We start from the raw sequence: 21,101 nt of genomic DNA, 5'->3' as shown, positions 1-21,101 counted from the left end.
ATAGATGGTCTCCGGGGACACGCGCATCTCCGCATCGTCGGGGAAGTCGATGAGCAACCGCGCTGCGATCTGCTCAGAGCTGTGCTCCTCAAGCAGTTTCGCCTGCACCTCATCATGCAACACCTGATTGCGGGCCAGCTTGCCCAGCTGCGGACGGCGAGCACGCTCCTCGGAGCGCGACTGCGCCACTACCGCGTCGTACCGCACGGTGGCGGTCGAACCGCTCTGACGCGCTCCGAACGCCTCCTTGCGCCGATACCCCGACTTGCGTCCGTCGTTGTGGTGGACACCGTTGACGTCGAGCTCGTACTTGATCGTCGACGCCGGCCGGCCCAATCGCCTGCCGATCGAGTTCAGCGATTCGTTGGCCGCGACTCCGATCTGGATCTGAATGCGGTCGGCCAACGTCAGACGCGGCCGAGGTCCCGAGGTCGTCGGCTCACGCTTTTGCGGGTTCACCCCTCCAGCGTGGGTGAACCAGCGAACCCCGGTAGCACACGACACACCGACCGCCACACCGGCTTCACGTGCAGTGCAACCCTCACCGATACGGCCCCAGAACTCACGAACAACACTCAACAACGGTGGACGTGACACAGCAGCACTTCCCATCAGAATCAGCTGCTATTGCAACGACGCCTTGAAACCGCCCGGCGAAAGTCGGACACGACCTCACGTTCGGCGGACGACGGCGGTCTTGGTCGCCAGATCGTGCAGACCGCGCAGGTCTTCGTCGGTGAACAGCGCCGGGATGACCAGCGCGATCATCAGCCCGCGGACCACGGCGCGGCCCAGACCCACGTGTTCCCGGTCGTCCATCGACACGACCATCAGCCCCAGGACGAACTGGCCGGGGGTGAAGCTGAACAGGCGCACCGACACGGCCCCGAGGACGAACCAGATGACGAGGATCACCGTCGACATCGCGCCCACCGAGATCAGGCCCAGCGTCATGGCGAGCGCGGCCAGCCCGTAGGCGATGAACCAGTCGACGAGCATCGCCGCGACCCGGCGGCCGAACCGCGCCATCGAGCCGGGCCCGCTGTCGGGCGCCCCGAGCCGCTGACCCGGGTATTCATTCGGTGGTTGGCCCGGGCCGCCGGGTCCGCGGTTCGATTCCGGACCGGACAGCCAGGACCCGAGCGCGCGGGCCATACTGAAAGGATAGGCGGGCCCGCTGCGCTCGCCTCGAACCCGGGTGTGATGCTCCGCCGTAACTTCGGCGCAACATGCGGTTGACGACCGTGCAACATCGTGTCCCTAGCGTCAACGCGCGGGTTACCAGTAAAGGAGAAAACTAGAGTGGCAGATAAGACGGCCGACGACATCATCAAGTTGATCAAGGACGAATCGGTCGAATACGTCGACATTCGGTTCTGCGATCTGCCCGGCGTCGTCCAGCACTTCTCGATCCCGGCCTCGGCCTTCGACGAGAGCGTCTTCGAAGACGGTCTGGCGTTCGACGGCTCGTCTGTCCGCGGCTTCCAGTCGATCCACGAGTCGGACATGATGCTGCTGCCCGACCCCGAGACCGCGCGCATCGACCCGTTCCGGCACGCCAAGACGCTCAACATGAACTTCTTCGTGCACGATCCGTTCACCCGCGAGGCGTACTCCCGCGACCCCCGCAACGTGGCGCGCAAGGCGGAGAACTACCTGATCAGCACCGGTATCGCCGACACCTGCTTCTTCGGTGCCGAGGCCGAGTTCTACATCTTCGACTCGGTCAGCTTCGACTCGAAGATGAACGGCACGTTCTACGAGGTCGACTCGGAGTCCGGCTGGTGGAACAGCGGTGAGCCCTTCGAGGCGGACGGCAGCCCCAACCGCGGCTACAAGGTGCGCCCCAAGGGCGGCTACTTCCCCGTCGCGCCCTACGACCACTACGTCGACCTGCGCGACAAGATGGCCACCAACCTGATCAACGCGGGCTTCGTGCTCGAGCGCGGTCACCACGAGGTGGGCACCGCCGGCCAGGCCGAGATCAACTACAAGTTCAACACGCTGCTGCATGCGGCCGACGACGTGCTGCTGTTCAAGTACATCATCAAGAACACCGCATGGCAGGAGGGCAAGACGGTCACGTTCATGCCCAAGCCGCTGTTCGGTGACAACGGTTCCGGTATGCACGCCCACCAGTCGCTGTGGAAGGACGGCCAGCCGCTGTTCCACGACGAGTCCGGCTATGCGGGTCTGTCCGACACCGCCCGCCACTACATCGGCGGCATCCTGCACCACGCCCCGTCGCTGCTGGCGTTCACCAACCCCACGGTGAACTCCTACAAGCGTCTGGTGCCGGGCTACGAGGCGCCGATCAACCTGGTCTACAGCCAGCGCAACCGCTCGGCGTGCGTGCGTATCCCGATCACCGGCAACAACCCCAAGGCCAAGCGCCTGGAGTTCCGCTGCCCCGACAGCTCGGGCAACCCGTATCTGGCGTTCGCGGCGATGCTGATGGCCGGTATCGACGGCATCAAGCGCAAGATCGAGCCGCAGGCGCCCGTGGACAAGGACCTCTACGAGCTGCCGCCGGACGAGGCCGCCAGCATCCCGCAGGCCCCGACCTCGCTGTCCGCGGTGATCGACAAGCTCGAAGAGGACCACGAATACCTCACCGAGGGTGGCGTGTTCACCGAGGACCTGATCGAGACCTGGATCTCCTACAAGCGGGAGAACGAGATCCTGCCGATCCAGATCCGTCCTCACCCGTACGAGGTCGCGCTGTACTTCGACGTCTAGTCGGCTCGCCGACGCGACGTCTAAGTCGGCAGGTGTCAGGGCCGGGTGGCGTGCATGCCGCCCGGCCCTTTCGCTTGGATGGAGCCATGCGGGTACTGGTGCAGCGGGTCTGTTCGGCGCGCGTCGTCGTCGACGGCGAGGTGGTGGGCGAGATCCTGCCGCCGTCGCAGGGACTCGTGGCGCTGGTCGGCGTCACCCACACCGACGACGCCGACACCGCGCGCAAACTCGCCGAGAAGCTCTGGCAGCTGAGGATTCTCGACGGTGAGCGCTCAGCCGCCGACATCGGCGCCCCGATCCTGGTCGTCAGCCAGTTCACCCTCTACGCCAACACCGTCAAGGGGCGGCGGCCGTCGTGGAACGCCGCGGCGCCAGGACCGGTCGCCGAACCGCTGGTGACCACGTTCTGCGAGGCGCTGCGCGGGCTCGGCGCTCCAGTGCGAACAGGAGTTTTCGGGGCGCACATGAACGTGGAACTGGTCAACGACGGTCCGGTAACAGTGCTGCTCGAGCTGTGAAAATCCTGGACGTGCGCGCGTAAGGTCACCCCATGGCCACGACTTTCGACTCTCGGCTCGCGAACTACTCCTCCCCTCTCCTGAGCATCTTCCGCATCGTCTTCGGGTTGGCGTTCACACTGCACGGCTCGATGAAACTGTTCGGCTGGCCGCTCGGCCAGTCGGTTCCGGTCGGTTCCTGGCCAGGCTGGTGGGCCGGTCTCATCGAGTTCGTGCTCGGCATCCTCATCACCATCGGGTTGTTCACCCGCATCGCGGCGTTCATCGCCTCCGGCGAGATGGCGGTGGCCTACCTGTGGCAGCACCTGCCCAACGGGTTCTGGCCCTACGACCAGGGCATGGGCGGCAACGGCGGCGAGCCCGCGCTGCTGTACTGCTTCGCCTTCCTGGCGCTGGCCGGGCTCGGCGCGGGAGTCTGGTCGGTCGACGCCCGGCGGCGCAGCCGGGGAGTGGCGACCGGTGGTGTGGTCACCGGTACCGCTGCCCCCACCGGGTACGGGACGGCGCCCGGCGGCTACGCCCCCACCGGTCAGACCGGTCAGCCGGTCCGCCGCGGCGGCCTGCTCAGCCGCTTCCGTCGGCCGCGCTACTGACTGGCCCTCGTCCGCGGCGCACGGTAGCGTCGCCGAGGGGCCTTCGCGTCTGCGACGTGGGGATGCCGTTCCACATTCGGTGGCCCCATTGAGGAGGCCGCATGGGTGGGGACGGTCCCATCGGCGTGGCCACGGGTCTCGACGCCGCGTGGTCCTCCGTCCCCCATCCGGTGGTCGTGGTGACCGGCACCGGAATCGTCCGCGCGGTGAGCCCGTCCACGCAGGCGCTTCTGCCGTCGGCCGTCCCGGGTGCGGACGTGGACGAGGTCGCACCCCCGTGGCTGGCGCAGGCACACCGCCGGCTCGCGCAACGAACCGCCTCGCCTGAGGTCGAGGGGACAACCGCGTCGGGCGCCGTGAACGGCAGACGCGTCGAAGCCCGCCCCACTGTGCTCGACGGTGAGATCGCCTGGTGGTTGATCGAGGACGACGACCGCGAGCTCACGGACACCCAGGAGGCCCTCTCCCGCGAGCAGGCGCGCACCGCCTTCCTCGACGAGGCCTCGGCGGTGCTGATGGCCACCCTCAACGTCGACCGCTGCATGTCGGCGGCCGTCCAGTTGGCGACGCGGCATCTCGCCGACGCGGCCGCGGTCGTCTCCCCGGTCGCCGGCAACCGGTTGCCGGTCGTCTGCGGTGACCGCGGCGGGGTGGAGCAGCGCACGGTCGACGCAGATCCCGCGGTGGTGGCGGGGCTCAGTGAGGCGTTGCGCGGCTTCCCACCCGTACCGTCGCGCTGGCTCGACCCGGCATCGCTGCCCGAGTGGCTCATCCCGTCGACGTTCGGCGGTTCGGTGGGGTCGGTGCTGATCACCCCGCTTCCCGGCCTCGGTGTCCCGGCCGGCGCGCTGGTGTTGCTGCGGCGGGCGTCCGAACCGGCGTTCGGCGACGACGAGGAGCTCTCCGCGCGGCTGTTCGCCGCGCGTGCCGGTGCGGCGCTGTCGGCGGCGGGGCTCTACGCCGAACAGTCCGCGATCACCCGCACGCTGATGCGCGATCTCGTCCCGCCTCAGCTGCGCCGCCTGCACGGCTTCGAACTGGCGGGCGGCTACCGCGCCTCCGAGGACCACCAGGTCGTCGGCGGCGACTTCTACGACGTGCACCCCGGCGCCACGCCGGAGGACGACACCCTGGTCGTCCTCGGTGACGTGTGCGGCAAGGGTCTGGAGGCCGCGGTCCTCACCGGCAAGATCCGCAACACCCTGCAGGCGCTCGCGCCGCTGGCGCAGGACCACCGCGGGGTGCTCAGGTTGCTCAACAGCGCCCTGCTGTCCACCGACCACACCCGCTTCGCCACCCTGGTCCTGGCCTCGGTGGCGCGCCGCGACGGACAGGTGGTGCTGCGGTTGACCAGCGCCGGGCACTGCGCGCCGCTGATCGTGCGCTGCGACGGGCGGGTCGAAGAGGCCGACACCCGCGGCCAGTTGGTGGGCGTGCTGGAGCAGATCCAGACCCGCACGTTCGAGACGACCCTGGCGCCCGGCGAGACGTGCGTGCTGTACACCGACGGCGTGACCGAGGCCTGGGGTGGCCCGCTCGGCACCGACATGTTCGGTGAGCAGCGCCTCGCCGCCGCCCTGGAACAGTGCGCGGGGATGCCGGCCGAGGCCGTGGTCGAGCGGATCATGATGCTCACGACGCAGTGGGTGAGCCGCCGCGAGCACGACGACATCGCCGTCGTCGCGATCACCGCTCCACGCCGGACGCACCTCAGCGCGGTCGACGGCCATACCGCCGGCAGGTACACCGCGTGAGCGCCGACCACACGGCCGCGCGGGAGCGGCTGTGGAACGCCGTCCTCGATGGTGACGAATACGCTGCGGCCGCAACGGTGTTCGCCGCGATCGACACCGGTGTGAGCGCCGAGGATGTGCTGCTCGAGATCATCGCGCCGGTACAGCACCGCGTCGGCACCGAGTGGGCCGCCAACCGGATCACCGTCGCCGAGGAACATGCCGCCACCGCCATCAACGACAGGGTGATCGCCGCCCTCGCCCACCACCCGGCCAGCACGCCGAACCCGAAGAGCGGCCGGGTGACGGTGGCGTGCGTCGACGGTGAGTGGCACGCGCTGCCCGCGCGTCTGCTCGCCGAAGTGCTGCGGCTCCGCGGTTGGCAGGTCGACTTCCTGGGCGCTCAGGTGCCCACCCCGCATCTCATCGCCCACCTGCACCGGACCGGCCCTGTCGCCGTGGCCCTCTCGTGTTCCATCCCGACCCGGCTGCCCACCGCCCACGCCGCGATCACCGCATGCCAGGCCGCCGGCGTCCCCGTCATCGCCGGCGGCGCCGCGTTCGGACCGGACGGGCGCTACGCCCGCCGGCTGGGTGCGGACGCCTGGGGTCCCGACGCCCGGGCGGCCGCCGAGTGCCTCAACCGCGGCGTCGACCGGGGCCACCGGCCCGCGGCGCACCATCCCATCGACGACCTGCCGCATCTGGGCGACCAGGAGTACACGATGGTCAGCCGCACCGCCCCGCAACTCGTCAAGGCGACCGTGGTCGACCTGGAGAACCGCTTCCCGGCGATGCGGACCTACAGCGAACGGCAGCGCCAGCACACCACCGAGGACATCGCGCACATCGTGGACTTCCTCGCCACCGCCCTCTACATCGACGACGACGAGCTGTTCACCGGTTTCCTGACGTGGACTGCCGACATCCTCGTCGCGCGCGGCGTGCCGGCCACCTCACTTCACCCGGCGCTGGAATCGCTTGGGGCTCAACTGATGGAGTTCCCCCGCACCCAGCGTCTTCTGACCGCAGCATCGACCGCCCTTGGCCATCCGACCGACATGGAAACAATCGCATGAAGCTGAGCTGCTCCCTCGACGTCGCCCGCCGGTCGGCCACCGTGCACATCGCCGGTGAGCTCGACTCCGAGACGACCGACGAGCTCGTCGCCACCGCATCGCGGCTGCTCGAGGCCGACCCGGGACTCCGCGCGCTGCGCCTCGACTGCGGCGAACTGACGTTCTGCGACTCCGCGGGCCTGTCGGGGTTGCTGCTCATCGAACGCCGCACCTCCGCAGCCGGCGTCGACCTCCACCTCGACAACCGGCCGAGCTACTTCGAGCGGGTCCTCGACATCACGGGGATCCTCGAGTACGTCACCGGGCGGAGCGCGAGAACCGCGCCCGCTCCTGCCGACAAGCCCGACGACGAACGGAGCGAGACCGAGATCGGGTGAGCGCCCGGGTCAGCCGTCCAGTCCGAGGTCTTTGCGGAACCGCTTCATCCCGTCGATCTTCTCCGCCAGCGTCGCGTCGGCGCCGGTGTAGAACATCCACGGCATGGTCAGGATGTGGGTGATGCCCGCGGCCTCGGCGCGGTCGTAGTCGGCCCGCACCAGCGCGTCGGTGAGCGGCGTGAGGATCGTGAAGTCCTCGACGGATCTGCCTGCCGCAGCGCGGAGTTCGTGGAGCCGCTGCGCCGCGGCGATGGCCCGGTCGGTGGTGATCAGATCGCCGATCCAGCCGTCGTTGCGCGCGGCGCGGCGCAACGCGACGTCGCTGAGGCCGCCGACGTAGATCGGGATGGGCGGCGGTGTGGGCTCCATCTCCAGCCGCGGAGTCGGGTAGAACTCACCGTCGAACTCGGTCCAGCCCGGCTGCCACAGTGCCCGGAACAGGTCGAGCATCTCGTCGGTGCGCCGGCCCCGGCGGTCGAACCGCTGCCCCATCAAACGGAACTCGTCTTCGCACCAGCCGACCCCGATGCCGAGCTCCACCCGTCCGCCCGCGAGGTAGGCCGCGGTGCCGATGGCCTTGGCCGCCGAGTACGGGTCGCGCATCGCAGGCACGTACACCGTGGTGACGAACCGCAGCCGGGTGGTGACCTGCGCGAGGGCGCCGACGAGCACCCACGGGTCGGGCCAGTGGGTGAACGGCTGCCAGCGTCGTTGCCCGTCCCTGGTGTACGGATACGGCGTCTCGAGCGTCTCGAGGTTGACGACGTGGTCCGGGATGCCGAGGCCGTCGTATCCGAGTTCGTCCGCGGCGCGGGCGATGTCGACGATCTCACTGGTGTCGACGAACGCCGGGCTGATGTAGTACTTCATCGGACCTCAGCCACCGAACACCTTGCGCACCACCGTCTTCGCGCGCCGCGTCACCCGCAGGTAGTTGTCGAGGAACTCGCCGCCGTCGTCGTTGTCCCAGCCCGCGGCCACCGCCACCGCGTTGAGCATCCGGCCGGGGCCGGGCAGCTGGTCGGTCGGCTTGCCCCGCACCAGCACCAGCGCGTTGCGCGCCCGCGTCGCCGTCAGCCAGGCCTGCCGCAGCAGGTCGATATCGCCTTCGGCGATGAGTTCGGCGGCGCCGATCGCGTCGAGCGCCTGCAGCGTCGAGGTGCAGTGCAGGGCGGGCACCTTGTGCGCGAACCGCAGCTGCATCAGCTGCACGGTCCACTCGATGTCGGCCAGTCCGCCGCGGCCGAGTTTGGTGTGGGTGTTGGGGTCCGCGCCGCGCGGCAACCGCTCGGCGTCGACGCGAGCCTTGATCCGCCGGATCTCCTGCACCGCCTGCGCCGACACCCCGCCGGCCGGGTAGCGCGTCTTGTCGATCATCAGCAGGAAGCGTTCCCCGAGTTCGAGATCGCCTGCGACGCGGTGCGCGCGCAGCAACGCCTGCACCTCCCACGGTTGCGCCCACTGCGTGTAGTACGCCTCGTAGGACGCCAGTGTGCGCACCAGCGGCCCGTTGCGCCCTTCGGGCCGCAGGCCCGTGTCGACCTCCAGCGGCGGGTCCGCGCTCGGGGTGCCCAGCAGCGAGCGCACCCGCTCGGCGATGCCGGTCGCCCACCGCACCGCGGCGGATTCCTCTGCGCCGCTACACGGTTCGCAGACGAACATCACGTCGGCGTCGGAGCCGTAGCCCAGTTCCTGGCCGCCGAGCCGGCCCATGCCGATCACCGCGATGCGGGCCGGGGGGCCATCCTCGGGGGCGTTGGCGCGCATCACCGCGTCCAGCGCGGCCTGCAGCACGGCCACCCACAGCGCCGTCAGCGCCCGGCACACCTCGATCACGTCGAGCATGCCCAGCAGATCGGCCGAGGCGATGCGCGCGAGTTCCCGGCGGCGCAGGGTGCGGGCGGCGGCGATGGCGCGCACCGGGTCGGCGTGCCTGCCCGCCGACGCCACCAGCCCCCTGGCCATGGCCTCGGGTTCGGTGTCGAGCAGTTTCGGGCCGTTGGGTCCGTCGGCGTAGAGCTGGATGACCTCCGGGGCGCGCATCAGCAGGTCCGGTACGTAGGCCGACGTGCCCAGCACCCGCATCAACCGTTTGGCGACGGCCCCCTCGTCGCGCAGCGTGCCGAGGTACCACCGCTGTTCGGCCAGCGCCTCGCTGATGCGGCGATAGGACAGCAGGCCGGCGTCCGGGTCGGGGGTGTCGGATAGCCAGTCGAGCAGCGTCGGCAGCAGCACCCGCTGGACGCGGCCGCGCCGTCCGCCCTCCCCGGTCAGTGCCGCCAGATGCGTCAGCGCGCTCTGCGGGCCCTCGTAACCCAGTGCGGCGAGCTGACGTTCGGCCGCGGCGGTGCTCATCCCGGGTTCGATGCCCAGCGCGGGCTGGCCCACCGACTCCAGCAGCGGTTGGTAGAACAGCTTGGCGTGCAGGCGCGACACCCGCAGGCTCTGCCGCTTGAGCTCCTCCCGCAACACACCGAGGGCGTCGCGCTGGCCGTCCGGGCGCACGTGGGCGGCGCGGGCCAGCCAGCGCAGCGCCTCGTCGTCGTCGGTCTCGGGCAGCATATGGGTCCGTTTGAGCCGCTGCAGCTGCAGCCGGTGCTCGAGCAGCCGCAGGAACTCGTAGGACGCGGTGAGGTTGGCGGCGTCGTCGCGGCCGACGTAACCGCCCGCCCCCAACGCGGCCAGCGCGTCGACGGTGGATGCGACGTGCAGCGACTCGTCGTTGCGCCCGTGCACCAGCTGCAGCAGCTGGACGGCGAACTCCACGTCGCGCAGCCCGCCCGTACCGAGCTTCAGTTCCCGCGCCCGCACGCCTGCGGGCACCAGCTCCTCCACCCGCCGGCGCATCGCCTGCACCTCGGGCACGAAATCCTCACGCTCGCAGGCTGTCCAGACCATCGGCGTCAGCGCCTCGATGTATTCGCGGCCCAGGTCGGCGTCACCGGCGGTGGGCCGCGCCTTCATCAGCGCCTGGAACTCCCACGTCTTGGCCCAGCGCTGGTAGTAGGCGACGTGTGACTCGAGCGTGCGGACCAACTGGCCGTGCTTACCCTCCGGGCGCAACGCCGCGTCGACTTCGAAGAAGGCGTCGGCGGCGAACCGCATCATCTCCCCGGCCACCCGGGTGGTGGTCGCGTCGGCGGGGTCGGTGACGAAGATGACGTCGACGTCGCTGACGTAGTTCAGTTCGCGCGCACCGCATTTGCCCATCGCGATGATGGCGATGCGGGGCCGGTCGCCTTCGCCGCACACCGCGCGCATCGCCACCTCGAGCGCACCGGCGAGCGCGGCGTCGGCCAGATCCGACAGGTGCTCGCCGACCGTCGAGAACGGCAGCACGGGTTCGTTCTCGACCGTGGGCGCCACGTCGAGGGCCGCGAGCACCAGCAGCCGGTCGCGGTACAGCGTGCGCAGCGGCAGCATCGCGGCCGCTGTGTCGACCGATTCCGCGACCGCGACGAACTCCCCGCGCAGCGCGTCGGCCGTCGGGAGCGTCACCTTGCCGGCGAGCAGTTCCCATTTCTCGGGGTGGGCGACGAGGTGGTCGCCGAGCGCGAGCGACGAGCCCAGCACTGCGAACAGCCGTCCGCGCAAGGGTTTGTCGGTCAGCAGCGCGCGGTTGAGCGCGTCCCAGCCGTCGCCGAGCGCATCGGCGAGGCGGACCATCGTGTGCAGTGCGCTGTCGGCGTCCGGTGCGCGCGAGAGCGACCACAGGAGTTCGACGTGCCGGTCGGTGTTCCAGCCCAGCCTGTCCAGGTACGCGGGGGCCTGCCTCTCCACCAGTCCGAGGCGCCCGGTGCTGGGCAGCTTCGAGCGTTCGGTCGACGGTCTCGCCACGCTGCTGACGTTACCGCGCCCCGGTCACAGCGACAGGTAGGCCTGCAGCTCGTACGGCGTGACATGGCTGCGGTAGGTCTCCCACTCCGCGCGCTTGTTGCGCAGGAAGTAGTCGAACACGTGCTCCCCCAACGCCTCGGCCACCAGTTCGGAGTTCTCCATCTCGCCGAGTGCGACGCCGAGGCTGCTGGGCAGCTCCCTGTAGCCCATGGCACGGCGCTCCTCGGGCGTCAGGCTCCACACGTTGTCCTCGGCCTGCGGTGCGAGCACGTAACCCTTCTCGACCCCGCGCAGCCCGGCGGCCAGCAGCACCGCGAACGTCAGGTACGGGTTGCACGCCGAATCGGGGCTGCGCACCTCGACCCGGCGCGACGACGCCTTGCGCGGCGTGTACATCGGCACCCGCACGAGCGCCGAGCGGTTGGCCGCACCCCAGGACGCCGCCGTCGGCGCCTCACCGCCGTGCACCAGACGCTTGTAGGAGTTCACCCACTGGTTGGTGACGGCGCTGATCTCGCTGGCGTGCTCGAGGATCCCCGCGATGAACGACTTGGCGACGTCGGAGAGCTGCAGCGGATCGTCGGGGCTGTGGAAGGCGTTGGTGTCGCCCTCGAACAGGCTCATGTGGGTGTGCATCGCCGACCCGGGGTATTCGGCGAACGGTTTGGGCATGAACGAGGCCCGCACACCGTCGCCGAGCGCGACCTCCTTGACGACGTAGCGGAACGTCATCACGTTGTCGGCCATGGACAGGGCGTCGGCGTAGCGCAGGTCGATCTCCTGCTGGCCGGGTGCGCCCTCGTGGTGGCTGAACTCGACCGAGATGCCCATCTGCTCGAGCGCGTCGATGGCGTGCCTGCGGAAGTTCGGCGCCGAATCGTGCACGGCCTGGTCGAAGTATCCGCCGTTGTCGGCCGGGACGGGCGGGGTGCCGTCGTTCGGGCCGGGCTTGAGGAGGAAGAACTCGATCTCGGGGTGCACGTAGCAGGAGAACCCGAGGTCGCTGGCCTTGCCGAGCTGACGCCGCAGCACGTGGCGGGAGTCGGCCCACGACGGCGAACCGTCGGGCATCGTGATGTCGCAGAACATCCGGGCCGAATGGTGCTTACCCGAGCCGTCTGCCCACGGCAGCACCTGGAAGGTGGACGGATCGGGGCGGGCGACCATATCGGCTTCGGAGACGCGCGCGAAGCCCTCGATCGACGAGCCGTCGAAGCCGATGCCCTCCTCGAAGGCGCCCTCGAGTTCCGCGGGCGCGATCGCCACGGACTTGAGGTAACCGAGGACGTCCGTGAACCACAGCCGGACGAAGCGGATGTCGCGTTCCTCCAGCGTGCGGAGCACGAATTCCTTCTGGCGATCCATGACCGCGAGCGTAGGTTCCAGCTGTTAATTCTGTGTTACGGCGCTGCTCCGAGTGGATTCCCGGTCAGCACCGCAGACCGTTCGGCGGCACGGCGCCGTCGACCAGGAAGCCCACCACCGCCGTGTCGACGCAGGCGTCGCCGTTGAAGACCACGGTGTGCTGTTTGCCCTCGAACGAGATCAGCGACGCGCCCATCTGTCGGGCCAGCGCGACGCCGGCCTCGTACGGGGTGGCCGGGTCGCCGGTGGTGGACACCACGACGACCTTGCCGGCGCCCGGGCTGGTGGCCTGTCGCGGCGCCGACGTGGCCGGCACCGGCCACAGCGCGCACACGTCGCGAGGCGCGTAACCGGTGAACTGCCCGTAGGACAGGAACGGCGCCGCCTCGCGGAACCGCCGGTCGGCCTGCACCCATGCGGCCGGGTCGGTCGGATACGGCGCGTCCACGCAGCGGATCGCCATGAAGGCATCCTGGCGGTTGGCGTAGTGGCCTGCGGCGTCCCGGCGCTGGTACTCGTCGGCCAGCGTCAGCAGGTCACCGGGGTCGGTGCCGCGCTGCAGGCCGAGCAGCCCACTGGTCAGATACGACCAGAACCTCGGGCTGTACAGCGCGTTGCCGGTACCGGTGATCGCATCCTGGTAGCTCAGCCCGCGCGGGTCGGCGGTGGCGGCAGGGCGAGCCACCAGCGGATCGACCAGCTGGTGGTAGCGGGCCACGAACTGGGTGGGGTCGGTGCCCAGCGGGCAGCCCGCCGCCTTGGCGCAGTCCGCGGCGTAACCGTCGAAGGCGCGCTGGAACCCGGCCTGCTGCGCGACCGATTCGTCGATCGGGCCGAGGCTGGGGTCGACGGCGCCGTCGAGCACCATCACGCGTACCCGCTCGGGGAAGCGCTCGGCGTAGGCGGCGCCGAGTTCGGTGCCATAGGAGAAGCCGAGATAGTTGAGCTGGTTCTCCCCCAGCGCCGCCCGCACCACGTCCATGTCGCGCGCCGCGTTCGCGGTGCCCACGTTGGCCAGGAAGTCCGCGCCCATCCGGTCCAGGCACTGCTGGGCGAGCCGCCGGTGGATCCCTTCGATCTGGGCGACCCCCGCGGGGCTGTAGTCGACCATCGGTTCGCGGCGGTAGGCGTCGAATTCGGCGTCGGTGCGGCAGCGCAACTGCGGGGTGGAGTGCCCGACGCCGCGCGGGTCGAAGCCCACCAGGTCGAAGCGCCTGCCGATCTCGGTGTCGGCGAGCGCGGCGCCCATCCCCCGGACGGTGTCGACCGCGGAGGCACCCGGGCCGCCGGGGTTGACCATCAGCGCGCCGAGGCGATCGCCGGTGGCCGGTATCCGGATGACCGCGAGCTGGGCCTGGGCACCGTCGGGTCGGTCGTAGCTGACCGGGACCGACACGGTCCCGCACTGGGCGGTGGGGATCCGCGCCACGTCCACCCACTGCTGGCACGTCCCCCACACCGGCGGCTGACCGAAGCGCTGGGTGGCGTCACCTTCCGGGGTGGCCGACGCCGGGGCCGCGACACCGCCCGCGACGACGAGCGCCAACGCAGCCAGCATCGAGCCCCGCCCTACCCGCCACATGGCGATCATGGTCGCACGGCCGGTGGGTTCGGGCGTCGCCCTCGGGCAAACGGTGACCGGGCTGTGATCGCCGGTCAGCGGCACCGGGTGTCCGGCGGCGGGACGACGACGTCGATCAGGTACCGGGCCGCGATCTCGTCGACGCAGGCGTTGCCCTGGAACACCACGGTGTGCTGGGTGCCCTCGAAGGTGAGCATGGTGCCGCCGAGCTGGCGGGCGAGGTCGACACCGGCCTGGTAGGGGGTGGCCGGATCGTTGGTGGTGGACACGACCAGCACCGGCGGGAGCCCGTCGACGTCGAGTTCGTGCGGCTCGCTGGTCGGGGGGACGGGCCAGAACGCGCAGGTGCTCAGCGGGGCGTGTCCGGTGAAGTCGCCGTAGCTCATGAACGGGGCGACCTCGCGCAGCTTGCGGTCCTGTTCGACGATCTTGTCGCGGTCGGTCACCGGCGGCCGGTCGACACAGTTGACCGCGACCCGGGCGTCGGTCGAATTGTTGTAGTGGCCCTGCGCATCTCGGCGCATGTAGAGGTCGGCCAGCGCCAGCATGGTGTCACCGCGCCCGGCTTCCAGCTCGGTGAGCCCCTGGGTGAGGTAGCGCCACAGGCTCGGCGAGTACAGCGTCTGGATGGTGCCGACGATGGCGTCGCTGTAGCTCAGGCCGCGGGGGTCGTCGGTCTTCGCCGGCGCCTCGACCAGCGGGTCGACCAGGCTCTTGTAGACCTCGACGGCCTTGGCCGGATCGGTGCCCAGCGGGCAGTCCGACCGCTTCGCGCAGTCGGCGGCGTAGTCGTTGAACGCGGTCTGGAACGCAGCGGCCTGGCGGATGTCGGCCTGCAGCGGGTCGGCGTTGGGGTCGACGGCGCCGTCGAGGATCATCGCGCGCACGTTCTGCGGGAACTGCTCGGCGTAGGCGGCGCCGATGCGGGTGCCGTACGAGTAGCCCAGGTAGGTCAGCTTCTCGTCGCCGAGCGCGGCCCGGATCGCGTCGAGGTCCTTGGCGACGTTGACGGTGCCGATGTTGGCCAGGAAGTCCTTGCCGGACTTGTCGATGCAGCGCTCGATGAACGCCTTCGTCTCACTCTCGATGTGCTCCACACCCTCCGGGGTGTAGTCCACCTGGGGGTCGGCGCGGATCCGGTCGTTGTCGGCGTCGGAGTTGCACCACACCGCCGGCGTCGACGACGCGACACCGCGCGGGTCGAAGCCGACGACGTCGAAACGCTCCCGCACCGACTGCGGCACCGTCGACAGCATCGACGCGGCCGCCTCGACACCCGACTCCCCCGGTCCGCCGGGGTTGATCACCATCGAGCCGATCTTGTCGCCGGTGGCCTTGAAGCGGATCATCGCCAGGCGCGCCACGTCGCCGTCGGGCCGGGCGTAGTCGACCGGCACCGACAGCAGACCGCATTCCGCACCCGCCGGGATGCGCGATTCGTCCGACGGCGCACCGGCCTGGCACGGCGCCCACTGGATCGGGGTCCCCGGCCGCGGGACCGCGACGACCGCGCGACCGTCGACCAGGTTGCTGCACCCCGCGACGAGCGGCAGTGCGATGACGGTCGCCGCGACCCCGATCCGAAGCCTCATGGCACCACATGCTGCCATGAACCGCCGCCGGCCCCGGCGAGCGGCGGTTTCACCGGGTCGCGTCGAGCAGCTCCTGGAGCGCCGGGCCGAAGTCGTCGGCCAGCTTCCACAGGTCGGGCAGCAACTCCGGGCACGACACGATTCCCACGTCGAGTTTGCCGTTGAGCGACATCACCGTGATGTTGAGCCCGGCACCGTGGAAGACCGGCCCGATCGGGTACATCGCCTTCACCTCGCTGCCGAGGTAGTACAGCGGCACCTGAGGGCCGGGCACGTTGGAGACCACCAGGTTGAGCACCGGGCGGGCGCCGGACAACCGGCTGGCGGCGTAGACGCGCATCGCGGTCCCGAACACCGCAGGCGCCGCGAACGTCGTCCAGTCCTGCAGCAAGGTGGCGCCGATCGCCGTATTGTGTTGCTTGGCAACGGAATTGGCTTCCGAAATGGCCTTGATCCGTTCGACCGGGTCCTCGATGTGGGTCTCGAGACGGGAGAACATCGCCGACACCTGGTTGCGGCCGGGCCGGTCGGATTTGTCGTGCACCGACACCGGTACCGCCGCGATCAGCGTGCTGTCGGGCAGCTGGCCCCGATCCTGCAGGAACTTGCGCAGCACGCCGGAGACCAGCGCCATCACCACGTCGTTGAGCTTGACGCCGAAGTGGTTCTTGACCGCTTTGACGTCGTCGAGTTCGAGTTGGGCGAACGCGATGTTGCGGTGGCTGGTGACGTTGGCGTTGAACGGCGTCTGCGGCGCCACGAACGGTGGGGCCATCGACAATCCGGCGCGCGCCCGCTTCACCGTGTCGAGCACGGTGTTCACCGTCGCAGGAAGCGCGTTGGCCAATTTGAGCGGCCGGGTGGCGAATTTGACCGCGCCGTTGACCGCGATCTCCAACTGGTTCCCGCCGCCGACACCGGCGACCGGTTCGGGGTCGGGCGCGTCGGGTTCGGTGCTGCACAGCTGCGACATCAGGCTGGCGCCGGTGACGCCGTCGACCGCGGCGTGGTGCACCTTGGTCAGCACCACGAGCGGTCCCCCGTCGCGGGCGTCGGTGCCGTCGATGCCCTCGACGACCCACTTCTCCCACAGCGGCCGCGACCGGTCCAGCGGCTGGGAGGCGATGTGGCCGAGGATCTCCGCCAGCTCCTCCCGGCCGCCCGGTGCCGGCAACCCGATGCGGTGCAGGTGCCGGTCGATGTCGAAGTCCTTGTCCTCCACCCACACCGGGTGGTCGAGGTTGAACCGGCTGTCGGCGAGCTTCTCGCGGAACTGGGGCATCGACGCGATGCGCTTGGTCAGCGCGTCACGCAGTGCGGCGAACGTGTAACCGCCCGGCATCGTCGAGGTGTCCAGTTCGAGAACCGAGCACACGTGGAGGAGCTGCTGAGCGGTTTCGAGGTACAGGAAGCTGGCGTCGAGCCCGCTGAGCCGTTGCATCTGCCCAGCGTAGGGGTCGGCGGCGGCGGTGTGAGCAAATCCACTTAACACCGTGTTCACCTGCGCGTGCCGGAGTGGCAGACTTGGGGCGTCAGACGAACCCGGGGACCCGGACGGGCCTCGAGGATCGACCCGACCATCACGAGGGACAACGATGTCTGAGCACACTGTCTACGGCGCTGCGAGCGATCAGCCCACCGCCAGGCCGCGCGTCAAGGTCCGCACCACCCACCTGCAGAAGTGGAAGGCCGAGGGCCACAAGTGGGCGATGCTCACCGCCTACGACTTCTCGACCGCCCGCGCGTTCGACGACGCCGAGATCCCGGTGCTGCTCGTGGGTGACTCGGCCGCCAACGTCGTCTACGGGTACGACACCACGGTGCCGATCACGATCGACGAGTTGATCCCGCTGGTACGCGGCGTGGTGCGGGGCGCACCGCACGCGCTGGTGGTCGCCGACCTGCCGTTCGGCAGTTACGAATCCGGCCCGACGCAGGCTCTTTCCACCGCCACCCGCTTCCTCAAGGAGACCGGCGCGCACGCGGTCAAACTCGAAGGCGGCGAACGCGTCGCCGCACAGATCGCGACGCTGTCCGCGGCGGGCATCCCGGTCATGGCCCACATCGGTTTCACCCCGCAGAGCGTCAACGGCCTCGGCGGCTTCAAGGTCCAGGGCCGCGGTGACGCCGCCGACCAGACCATCGCCGATGCGATCGCGGTGGCCGAGGCCGGAGCGTTCTCGGTGGTGATGGAGATGGTGCCCGCCGAACTGGCCACCCAGATCACCGGCAAGCTGACCATTCCCACCATCGGCATCGGCGCCGGGCCCAACTGCGATGCGCAGGTGCTCGTCTGGCAGGACATGGCCGGCTTGACCGCGGGCAGGACCGCGAAGTTCGTCAAGCGGTTCGGCGACGTCGGCGGCGAACTCCGCCGCGCCGCAACGCAATACGCCGACGAGGTGGCGGCCGGGACGTTCCCGGCCGAGGAGCACAGCTTCTAGGCCCTCACCCGAACTCCGCGCGGCGCTTACCGAGGAACGCGTCGACGCCTTCCCGGCCGTCGGCGGAGTCGGCGCGCTGCGCGATGAACCGGCCCTCGAGTTCCATCTGCTCTTCGAGGCCGTTCTTCAGCGACGCCAGCAGCAGCGTCTTGACCGCACCGTGCGACGGCGCCGAACCGCCGGCCAACCGTTCGGCCAACGCGGTCGCGCGCTGGCCCAGTTCGGCGTCGGGTACGACCTCGGTGACCAGACCCCAGTCGAGCGCCTCGGCGGCCGACAGCGTGCGGTTGGTCAGCATCAGTTCCTGTGCGCGGCGCACTCCGACCAGTCTCGGCAGGTGGTACGACGCACTGCCGTCCGGGCTCAGTCCGACCTTGGTGTAGGCCATCGTGAACGAGGCCGACTCGGCGGCGAGCACCAGGTCGCCTGCCACGGCGATGCTGAACCCGGCGCCGGCCGCGGCGCCGTTGACGGCGGTGACCAGAACGGCGTCCATCCGGGCGAACGACGAGATCGCCCGGTGCAGATCGTCGGCGACCCCCTTGATGAAACGGCCCCTCGACGAGGCCGCGGCGAACGACTTGAGATCGCCTCCGGCACAGAAGAACCGGCCGGCCCCGGAGAGCACCACCGCCTTGGTCGCCGCGGTGTCGCAGCGGGCGGCGGCATCGGCCAGTTCAGCGGTCATGGTGTCGTTCATCCCGTTCGCCGCCTCCGGGCGGTTCAATACGATCCGGGTCACCGGACCCGACTGCTCGAACGTGATTGCCTGGTATTCGCTCACCAGAGGACTGTAGCGATCCGCGTCACACGGCTCGTTCACCTCGGTGTGGCAGGCTTGTGTCCCCCACAGACGAGCGAAGGTGGACATGGCAGCCAAGACGCCCAAGACCTCCCGGTACACCGAGGTGGAGCGGAAGTTCGACGTCGTGGATTCGGGCGGGGACGACTCGACCGTCTCCCCGTCATTCGACGGGCTCAGCGCGGTCGCGCGCGTCGAGCGGCTGCCCGTCCAGCAACTCGACGCCGTCTACTTCGACACACCCGGACGTGACCTCGCCGCGCACCGGATCACCTTGCGGCGCCGCACCGGTGGGACCGACGCCGGCTGGCACCTCAAGCTGCCCGCCGGACCCGACGCGCGCACCGAGGTCCGCGCGCCGCTCGACGGCGACGAGAACGAGGTACCCGAAGACCTGCGCGATGTGGTGCTGGCGATCGTCCGAGACCGTCCGCTCGCGCCCATCGCGCGGATCAGCACGCGGCGAACCGTCGACATGCTGCACGGGCCCGCCGGCGATGCGGTGGCCGAGTTCTGCGACGACCAGGTGACGGCGACGGCCGAGGGCGGCGAGGAGCAGCGGTGGCGCGAATGGGAGTTGGAGCTCACCGGCGAGGGTGACGCGAAGCTGCTCGACCGGTTGACGAATCGGCTGCTGGACGTCGGGGCGTCACCCGCCGGACACGGGTCGAAGCTGGCCCGGGTGCTCGACACCGGGCAGGCGGACGACGAGGTGAGGACGCGCACCGAGGATCCGGTGCACCAGGCCGTCGCCGAGCAGGTCGATCAGCTGGTGGAGTGGGACCGCGCGGTGCGCGCCGACGTCGAGGACTCGGTGCATCAGATGCGGGTGACCACACGCAAGATCCGCAGCCTGCTGCAGTCCGCGGAGGGTGTGTTCGGCATCTCCGACGACGCGTGGGTGCTCGACGAGCTGCGCCAGCTCGCCGCCGTACTCGGGGTGGCCCGCGACGCCGAGGTGCTCGCCGAACGGTACGCCGAGGCGCTCGACGGGTTGGAGCCCGAACTGGTCCGCGGACCGGTGCGGGAGCGGCTGGTGGAGGGCGCCAAGCGGCGCTACCAGTCGGGGTGGCGGCGGTCGGTGATCGCGATGCGTTCGCAGCGGTACTTCCGTCTACTCGATGCGCTCGACGGACTGGTGGCCGCCGAACCGCCGGCCACGGATTCCAATGAGAAGCCGCCGCAGACCACGATCGACTCCGCCTACAAACGGGTCCGCAAAGCGGCCAAGAAGGCGGCCGCGGCGGTCGACACCGAACGGGACGAGGCGCTGCACCGGATCCGCAAGGGCGCCAAACGGCTTCGCTACACCGCGGCGGCCACCGGCAAGGGCAAGGTGTCAGAACGGGCGAAGGCGATTCAGTCGCTGCTCGGCGACCACCAGGACAGCGTGGTCAGCCGCACGCATCTGCTCCACGAGGCCGAGGCCGCCCACGCCGCCGGCGAGGACGCCTTCACCTACGGGTTGCTGTACCGGTTGGAGTGCGAGGCCGCCGACCAGGCGCGCTCCCAGGTCGACGACGCGCTGCGCAAGCTCGACAAGGCCGTGCGGAAGGGGAAGTGACGGGCGGACGAGTTGGCCTGTAAGCCGGATTCTGTTCCGCGCCGTCATCGCTGACGGCGCGGCGGCGACCATCCATCTGGACACTCCGTTGCCGGGTGCCTCGAGCGGCCTACCCGCAGGCTCGGGCGAGCAGCCCTCGGGCGCCTGCGCAGCCGCACGGGGTGCGGCCTGCTTGGCCTTGCTTCGGGTGGGGTTTACCGAGCCACCCCGGTCACCCGGGATGCTGGTGCGCTCTTACCGCACCGTTTCACCCTTACCACCGTTGCCGGTGGCGGTCTGTTTTCTGTGGCACTGTCCCGCGAGTCACCTCGGATTGCCGTTAGCAATCACCCTGCTCTGTGAAGTCCGGACTTTCCTCGAACCGTCTCCGGTCCGCGGCCGCCCGGCCAACTCGTCCGCGCAGATCACCGTACCCTTGTATGCATGCCGCAGGTGCCGCCGGCCCGTTATCTGCAACGCGCCCGTGACCTCGTCGACGCGCGGTACGCCGAGCCGATCACCGTCGATGACCTCGCCGCGGCCGCGGGGCTGTCCCGGGCGCACTTCAGCCGCATGTTCACCCGCACCTTCGGGGAGTCGCCTCGCGAATACCTGCAGACCCGCCGGCTCGAGCGGGCCGCCGCGCTGCTGCGCTACACCGACCGCTCGGTGGCCGACGTGTGCGCGATGGTCGGTCTGCAGAGCGTCGGGTCGTTCACCACGAGCTTCGCCCGGATCTACGGTCTGCCCCCGGCCGCCTACCGGGCCAGCCTCCCCCCGGCGGCCGCGTACGCCCGCGTGCCGACGTGCATCCTCAAACGCGACACCCGCCCGCCCGCCGACAGCCGGGTCAAGACAGCACACGGGGAGAAGACGGCGGCGCCCGTCCGGTCGTAG

The 21,101-nt window shown here is 70.0% G+C and carries 18 protein-coding genes and 1 other RNA gene; 9 read left to right on the top strand and 10 right to left on the bottom strand.

What is annotated here, in order from left to right; translation table 11 throughout:
* The coding region (locus AU195_RS23430; RefSeq protein ID WP_502687376.1) for a transposase at nt 1-597 on the bottom strand (597 nt) is incomplete at its 3' end.
* Nucleotides 598-672: 75 nt separating this feature from the next.
* Complete coding sequence (locus AU195_RS23425) at nt 673-1,155, bottom strand: RDD family protein (RefSeq protein ID WP_059161395.1); 483 nt, start codon at nt 1,153-1,155, stop codon at nt 673-675.
* A gap of 147 nt (nt 1,156-1,302) precedes the next feature.
* Between AU195_RS23425 and glnA (AU195_RS23420) the strand changes: the two genes are divergently transcribed.
* The 6 genes from glnA (AU195_RS23420) to AU195_RS23395 all read left to right on the top strand — a co-directional run bounded on the left by glnA (AU195_RS23420) (nt 1,303) and on the right by AU195_RS23395 (nt 7,039).
* Nucleotides 1,303-2,739: a type I glutamate--ammonia ligase gene (glnA, locus tag AU195_RS23420; RefSeq protein WP_059161394.1), complete on the top strand. Its 1,437-nt coding sequence runs from the start codon at nt 1,303-1,305 to the stop codon at nt 2,737-2,739.
* Nucleotides 2,740-2,825: 86 nt separating this feature from the next.
* Nucleotides 2,826-3,257, top strand: coding sequence for a D-aminoacyl-tRNA deacylase (gene dtd, locus AU195_RS23415; RefSeq protein ID WP_059161393.1), 432 nt, complete (start codon nt 2,826-2,828; stop codon nt 3,255-3,257).
* 32 nt (nt 3,258-3,289) lie between these two features.
* A complete protein-coding gene (locus AU195_RS23410; RefSeq protein ID WP_059161392.1) occupies nt 3,290-3,850 on the top strand; it encodes a DoxX family protein in 561 nt (186 codons plus the stop codon).
* A 101-nt stretch (nt 3,851-3,951) separates the two neighbouring features.
* Nucleotides 3,952-5,604: a PP2C family protein-serine/threonine phosphatase gene (locus tag AU195_RS23405; protein WP_059161391.1), complete on the top strand. Its 1,653-nt coding sequence runs from the start codon at nt 3,952-3,954 to the stop codon at nt 5,602-5,604.
* On the top strand, nt 5,601-6,662 hold the full coding sequence (locus AU195_RS23400; RefSeq protein ID WP_059161390.1) for a cobalamin B12-binding domain-containing protein: 1,062 nt from the start codon (nt 5,601-5,603) through the stop codon (nt 6,660-6,662). Before AU195_RS23405 ends, AU195_RS23400 begins: the two co-directional genes overlap by 4 nt.
* On the top strand, nt 6,659-7,039 hold the full coding sequence (locus AU195_RS23395) for an STAS domain-containing protein (RefSeq protein WP_059161389.1): 381 nt from the start codon (nt 6,659-6,661) through the stop codon (nt 7,037-7,039). Before AU195_RS23400 ends, AU195_RS23395 begins: the two co-directional genes overlap by 4 nt.
* 9 nt (nt 7,040-7,048) lie before the next feature.
* Here the strand turns inward: AU195_RS23395 and AU195_RS23390 are convergent, their stop codons facing one another.
* From AU195_RS23390 to AU195_RS23365, 6 genes are all read right to left on the bottom strand, one after another.
* Nucleotides 7,049-7,909, bottom strand: coding sequence for a TIGR03619 family F420-dependent LLM class oxidoreductase (locus AU195_RS23390; protein WP_059161388.1), 861 nt, complete (start codon nt 7,907-7,909; stop codon nt 7,049-7,051).
* A gap of 6 nt (nt 7,910-7,915) precedes the next feature.
* Complete coding sequence (locus tag AU195_RS23385; protein WP_059161387.1) at nt 7,916-10,876, bottom strand: bifunctional [glutamine synthetase] adenylyltransferase/[glutamine synthetase]-adenylyl-L-tyrosine phosphorylase; 2,961 nt, start codon at nt 10,874-10,876, stop codon at nt 7,916-7,918.
* A 24-nt stretch (nt 10,877-10,900) separates the two neighbouring features.
* The gene (gene glnA, locus AU195_RS23380) at nt 10,901-12,241 is read right to left on the bottom strand and encodes a type I glutamate--ammonia ligase (RefSeq protein ID WP_059161386.1); all 1,341 of its coding nucleotides are present in this window, start codon (nt 12,239-12,241) and stop codon (nt 10,901-10,903) included.
* Between the two features lie 64 nt (nt 12,242-12,305).
* Nucleotides 12,306-13,832, bottom strand: a complete 1,527-nt coding sequence (locus tag AU195_RS23375) for an alpha/beta hydrolase (RefSeq protein WP_059161416.1) — start codon at nt 13,830-13,832, stop codon at nt 12,306-12,308.
* Between the two features lie 65 nt (nt 13,833-13,897).
* Nucleotides 13,898-15,415 carry an alpha/beta hydrolase gene (locus tag AU195_RS23370; RefSeq protein ID WP_216636408.1) on the bottom strand — a complete coding sequence of 506 codons (1,518 nt, stop codon included), beginning with the start codon at nt 15,413-15,415 and terminating at the stop codon, nt 13,898-13,900.
* Between the two features lie 49 nt (nt 15,416-15,464).
* Nucleotides 15,465-16,856: a WS/DGAT/MGAT family O-acyltransferase gene (locus tag AU195_RS23365; RefSeq protein ID WP_059161384.1), complete on the bottom strand. Its 1,392-nt coding sequence runs from the start codon at nt 16,854-16,856 to the stop codon at nt 15,465-15,467.
* Between the two features lie 154 nt (nt 16,857-17,010).
* Here AU195_RS23365 and panB point away from each other — a divergent pair, with 154 nt between their 5' ends.
* Nucleotides 17,011-17,859, top strand: a complete 849-nt coding sequence (panB, locus tag AU195_RS23360) for a 3-methyl-2-oxobutanoate hydroxymethyltransferase (protein WP_059161383.1) — start codon at nt 17,011-17,013, stop codon at nt 17,857-17,859.
* A gap of 4 nt (nt 17,860-17,863) precedes the next feature.
* Here panB and AU195_RS23355 read toward each other — a convergent pair whose 3' ends face one another.
* Nucleotides 17,864-18,643: an enoyl-CoA hydratase/isomerase family protein gene (locus AU195_RS23355; protein ID WP_059161415.1), complete on the bottom strand. Its 780-nt coding sequence runs from the start codon at nt 18,641-18,643 to the stop codon at nt 17,864-17,866.
* Between the two features lie 85 nt (nt 18,644-18,728).
* On the opposite strand from AU195_RS23355, the gene AU195_RS23350 reads away from it, so the two are divergent.
* On the top strand, nt 18,729-20,225 hold the full coding sequence (locus tag AU195_RS23350; RefSeq protein ID WP_059161414.1) for a CYTH and CHAD domain-containing protein: 1,497 nt from the start codon (nt 18,729-18,731) through the stop codon (nt 20,223-20,225).
* Between the two features lie 4 nt (nt 20,226-20,229).
* Here the strand turns inward: AU195_RS23350 and rnpB are convergent.
* An RNA gene (rnpB, locus tag AU195_RS23435) (RNase P RNA component class A) lies at nt 20,230-20,619 on the bottom strand.
* 29 nt (nt 20,620-20,648) lie between these two features.
* Between rnpB and AU195_RS23345 the strand changes: the two genes are divergently transcribed.
* Nucleotides 20,649-21,101 (top strand): helix-turn-helix domain-containing protein, encoded by a 453-nt coding sequence (locus AU195_RS23345; protein WP_059161382.1) that lies wholly within the window; start codon nt 20,649-20,651, stop codon nt 21,099-21,101.

The sequence above is a fragment of the Mycobacterium sp. IS-1496 genome, assembly GCF_001499995.1.
Lineage (GTDB): Bacteria > Actinomycetota > Actinomycetes > Mycobacteriales > Mycobacteriaceae > Mycobacterium.
This window is presented reverse-complemented; position numbering and strand designations above follow the sequence as displayed.

Coding starts and splice junctions, on each gene's coding strand:
- glnA (WP_059161386.1), bottom strand. CDS start 12,241: ATGGATCGCCAGAAGGAATTCGTGCTCCGCACGCTGGAGGAACGCGAC.
- AU195_RS23350 (WP_059161414.1), top strand. CDS start 18,729: ATGGCAGCCAAGACGCCCAAGACCTCCCGGTACACCGAGGTGGAGCGG.
- AU195_RS23405 (WP_059161391.1), top strand. CDS start 3,952: ATGGGTGGGGACGGTCCCATCGGCGTGGCCACGGGTCTCGACGCCGCG.
- AU195_RS23410 (WP_059161392.1), top strand. CDS start 3,290: ATGGCCACGACTTTCGACTCTCGGCTCGCGAACTACTCCTCCCCTCTC.
- dtd (WP_059161393.1), top strand. CDS start 2,826: ATGCGGGTACTGGTGCAGCGGGTCTGTTCGGCGCGCGTCGTCGTCGAC.
- AU195_RS23370 (WP_216636408.1), bottom strand. CDS start 15,415: ATGAGGCTTCGGATCGGGGTCGCGGCGACCGTCATCGCACTGCCGCTC.
- AU195_RS23390 (WP_059161388.1), bottom strand. CDS start 7,909: ATGAAGTACTACATCAGCCCGGCGTTCGTCGACACCAGTGAGATCGTC.
- panB (WP_059161383.1), top strand. CDS start 17,011: ATGTCTGAGCACACTGTCTACGGCGCTGCGAGCGATCAGCCCACCGCC.
- AU195_RS23375 (WP_059161416.1), bottom strand. CDS start 13,832: ATGATCGCCATGTGGCGGGTAGGGCGGGGCTCGATGCTGGCTGCGTTG.
- AU195_RS23395 (WP_059161389.1), top strand. CDS start 6,659: ATGAAGCTGAGCTGCTCCCTCGACGTCGCCCGCCGGTCGGCCACCGTG.
- AU195_RS23345 (WP_059161382.1), top strand. CDS start 20,649: ATGCCGCAGGTGCCGCCGGCCCGTTATCTGCAACGCGCCCGTGACCTC.
- AU195_RS23365 (WP_059161384.1), bottom strand. CDS start 16,856: ATGCAACGGCTCAGCGGGCTCGACGCCAGCTTCCTGTACCTCGAAACC.
- AU195_RS23425 (WP_059161395.1), bottom strand. CDS start 1,155: ATGGCCCGCGCGCTCGGGTCCTGGCTGTCCGGTCCGGAATCGAACCGC.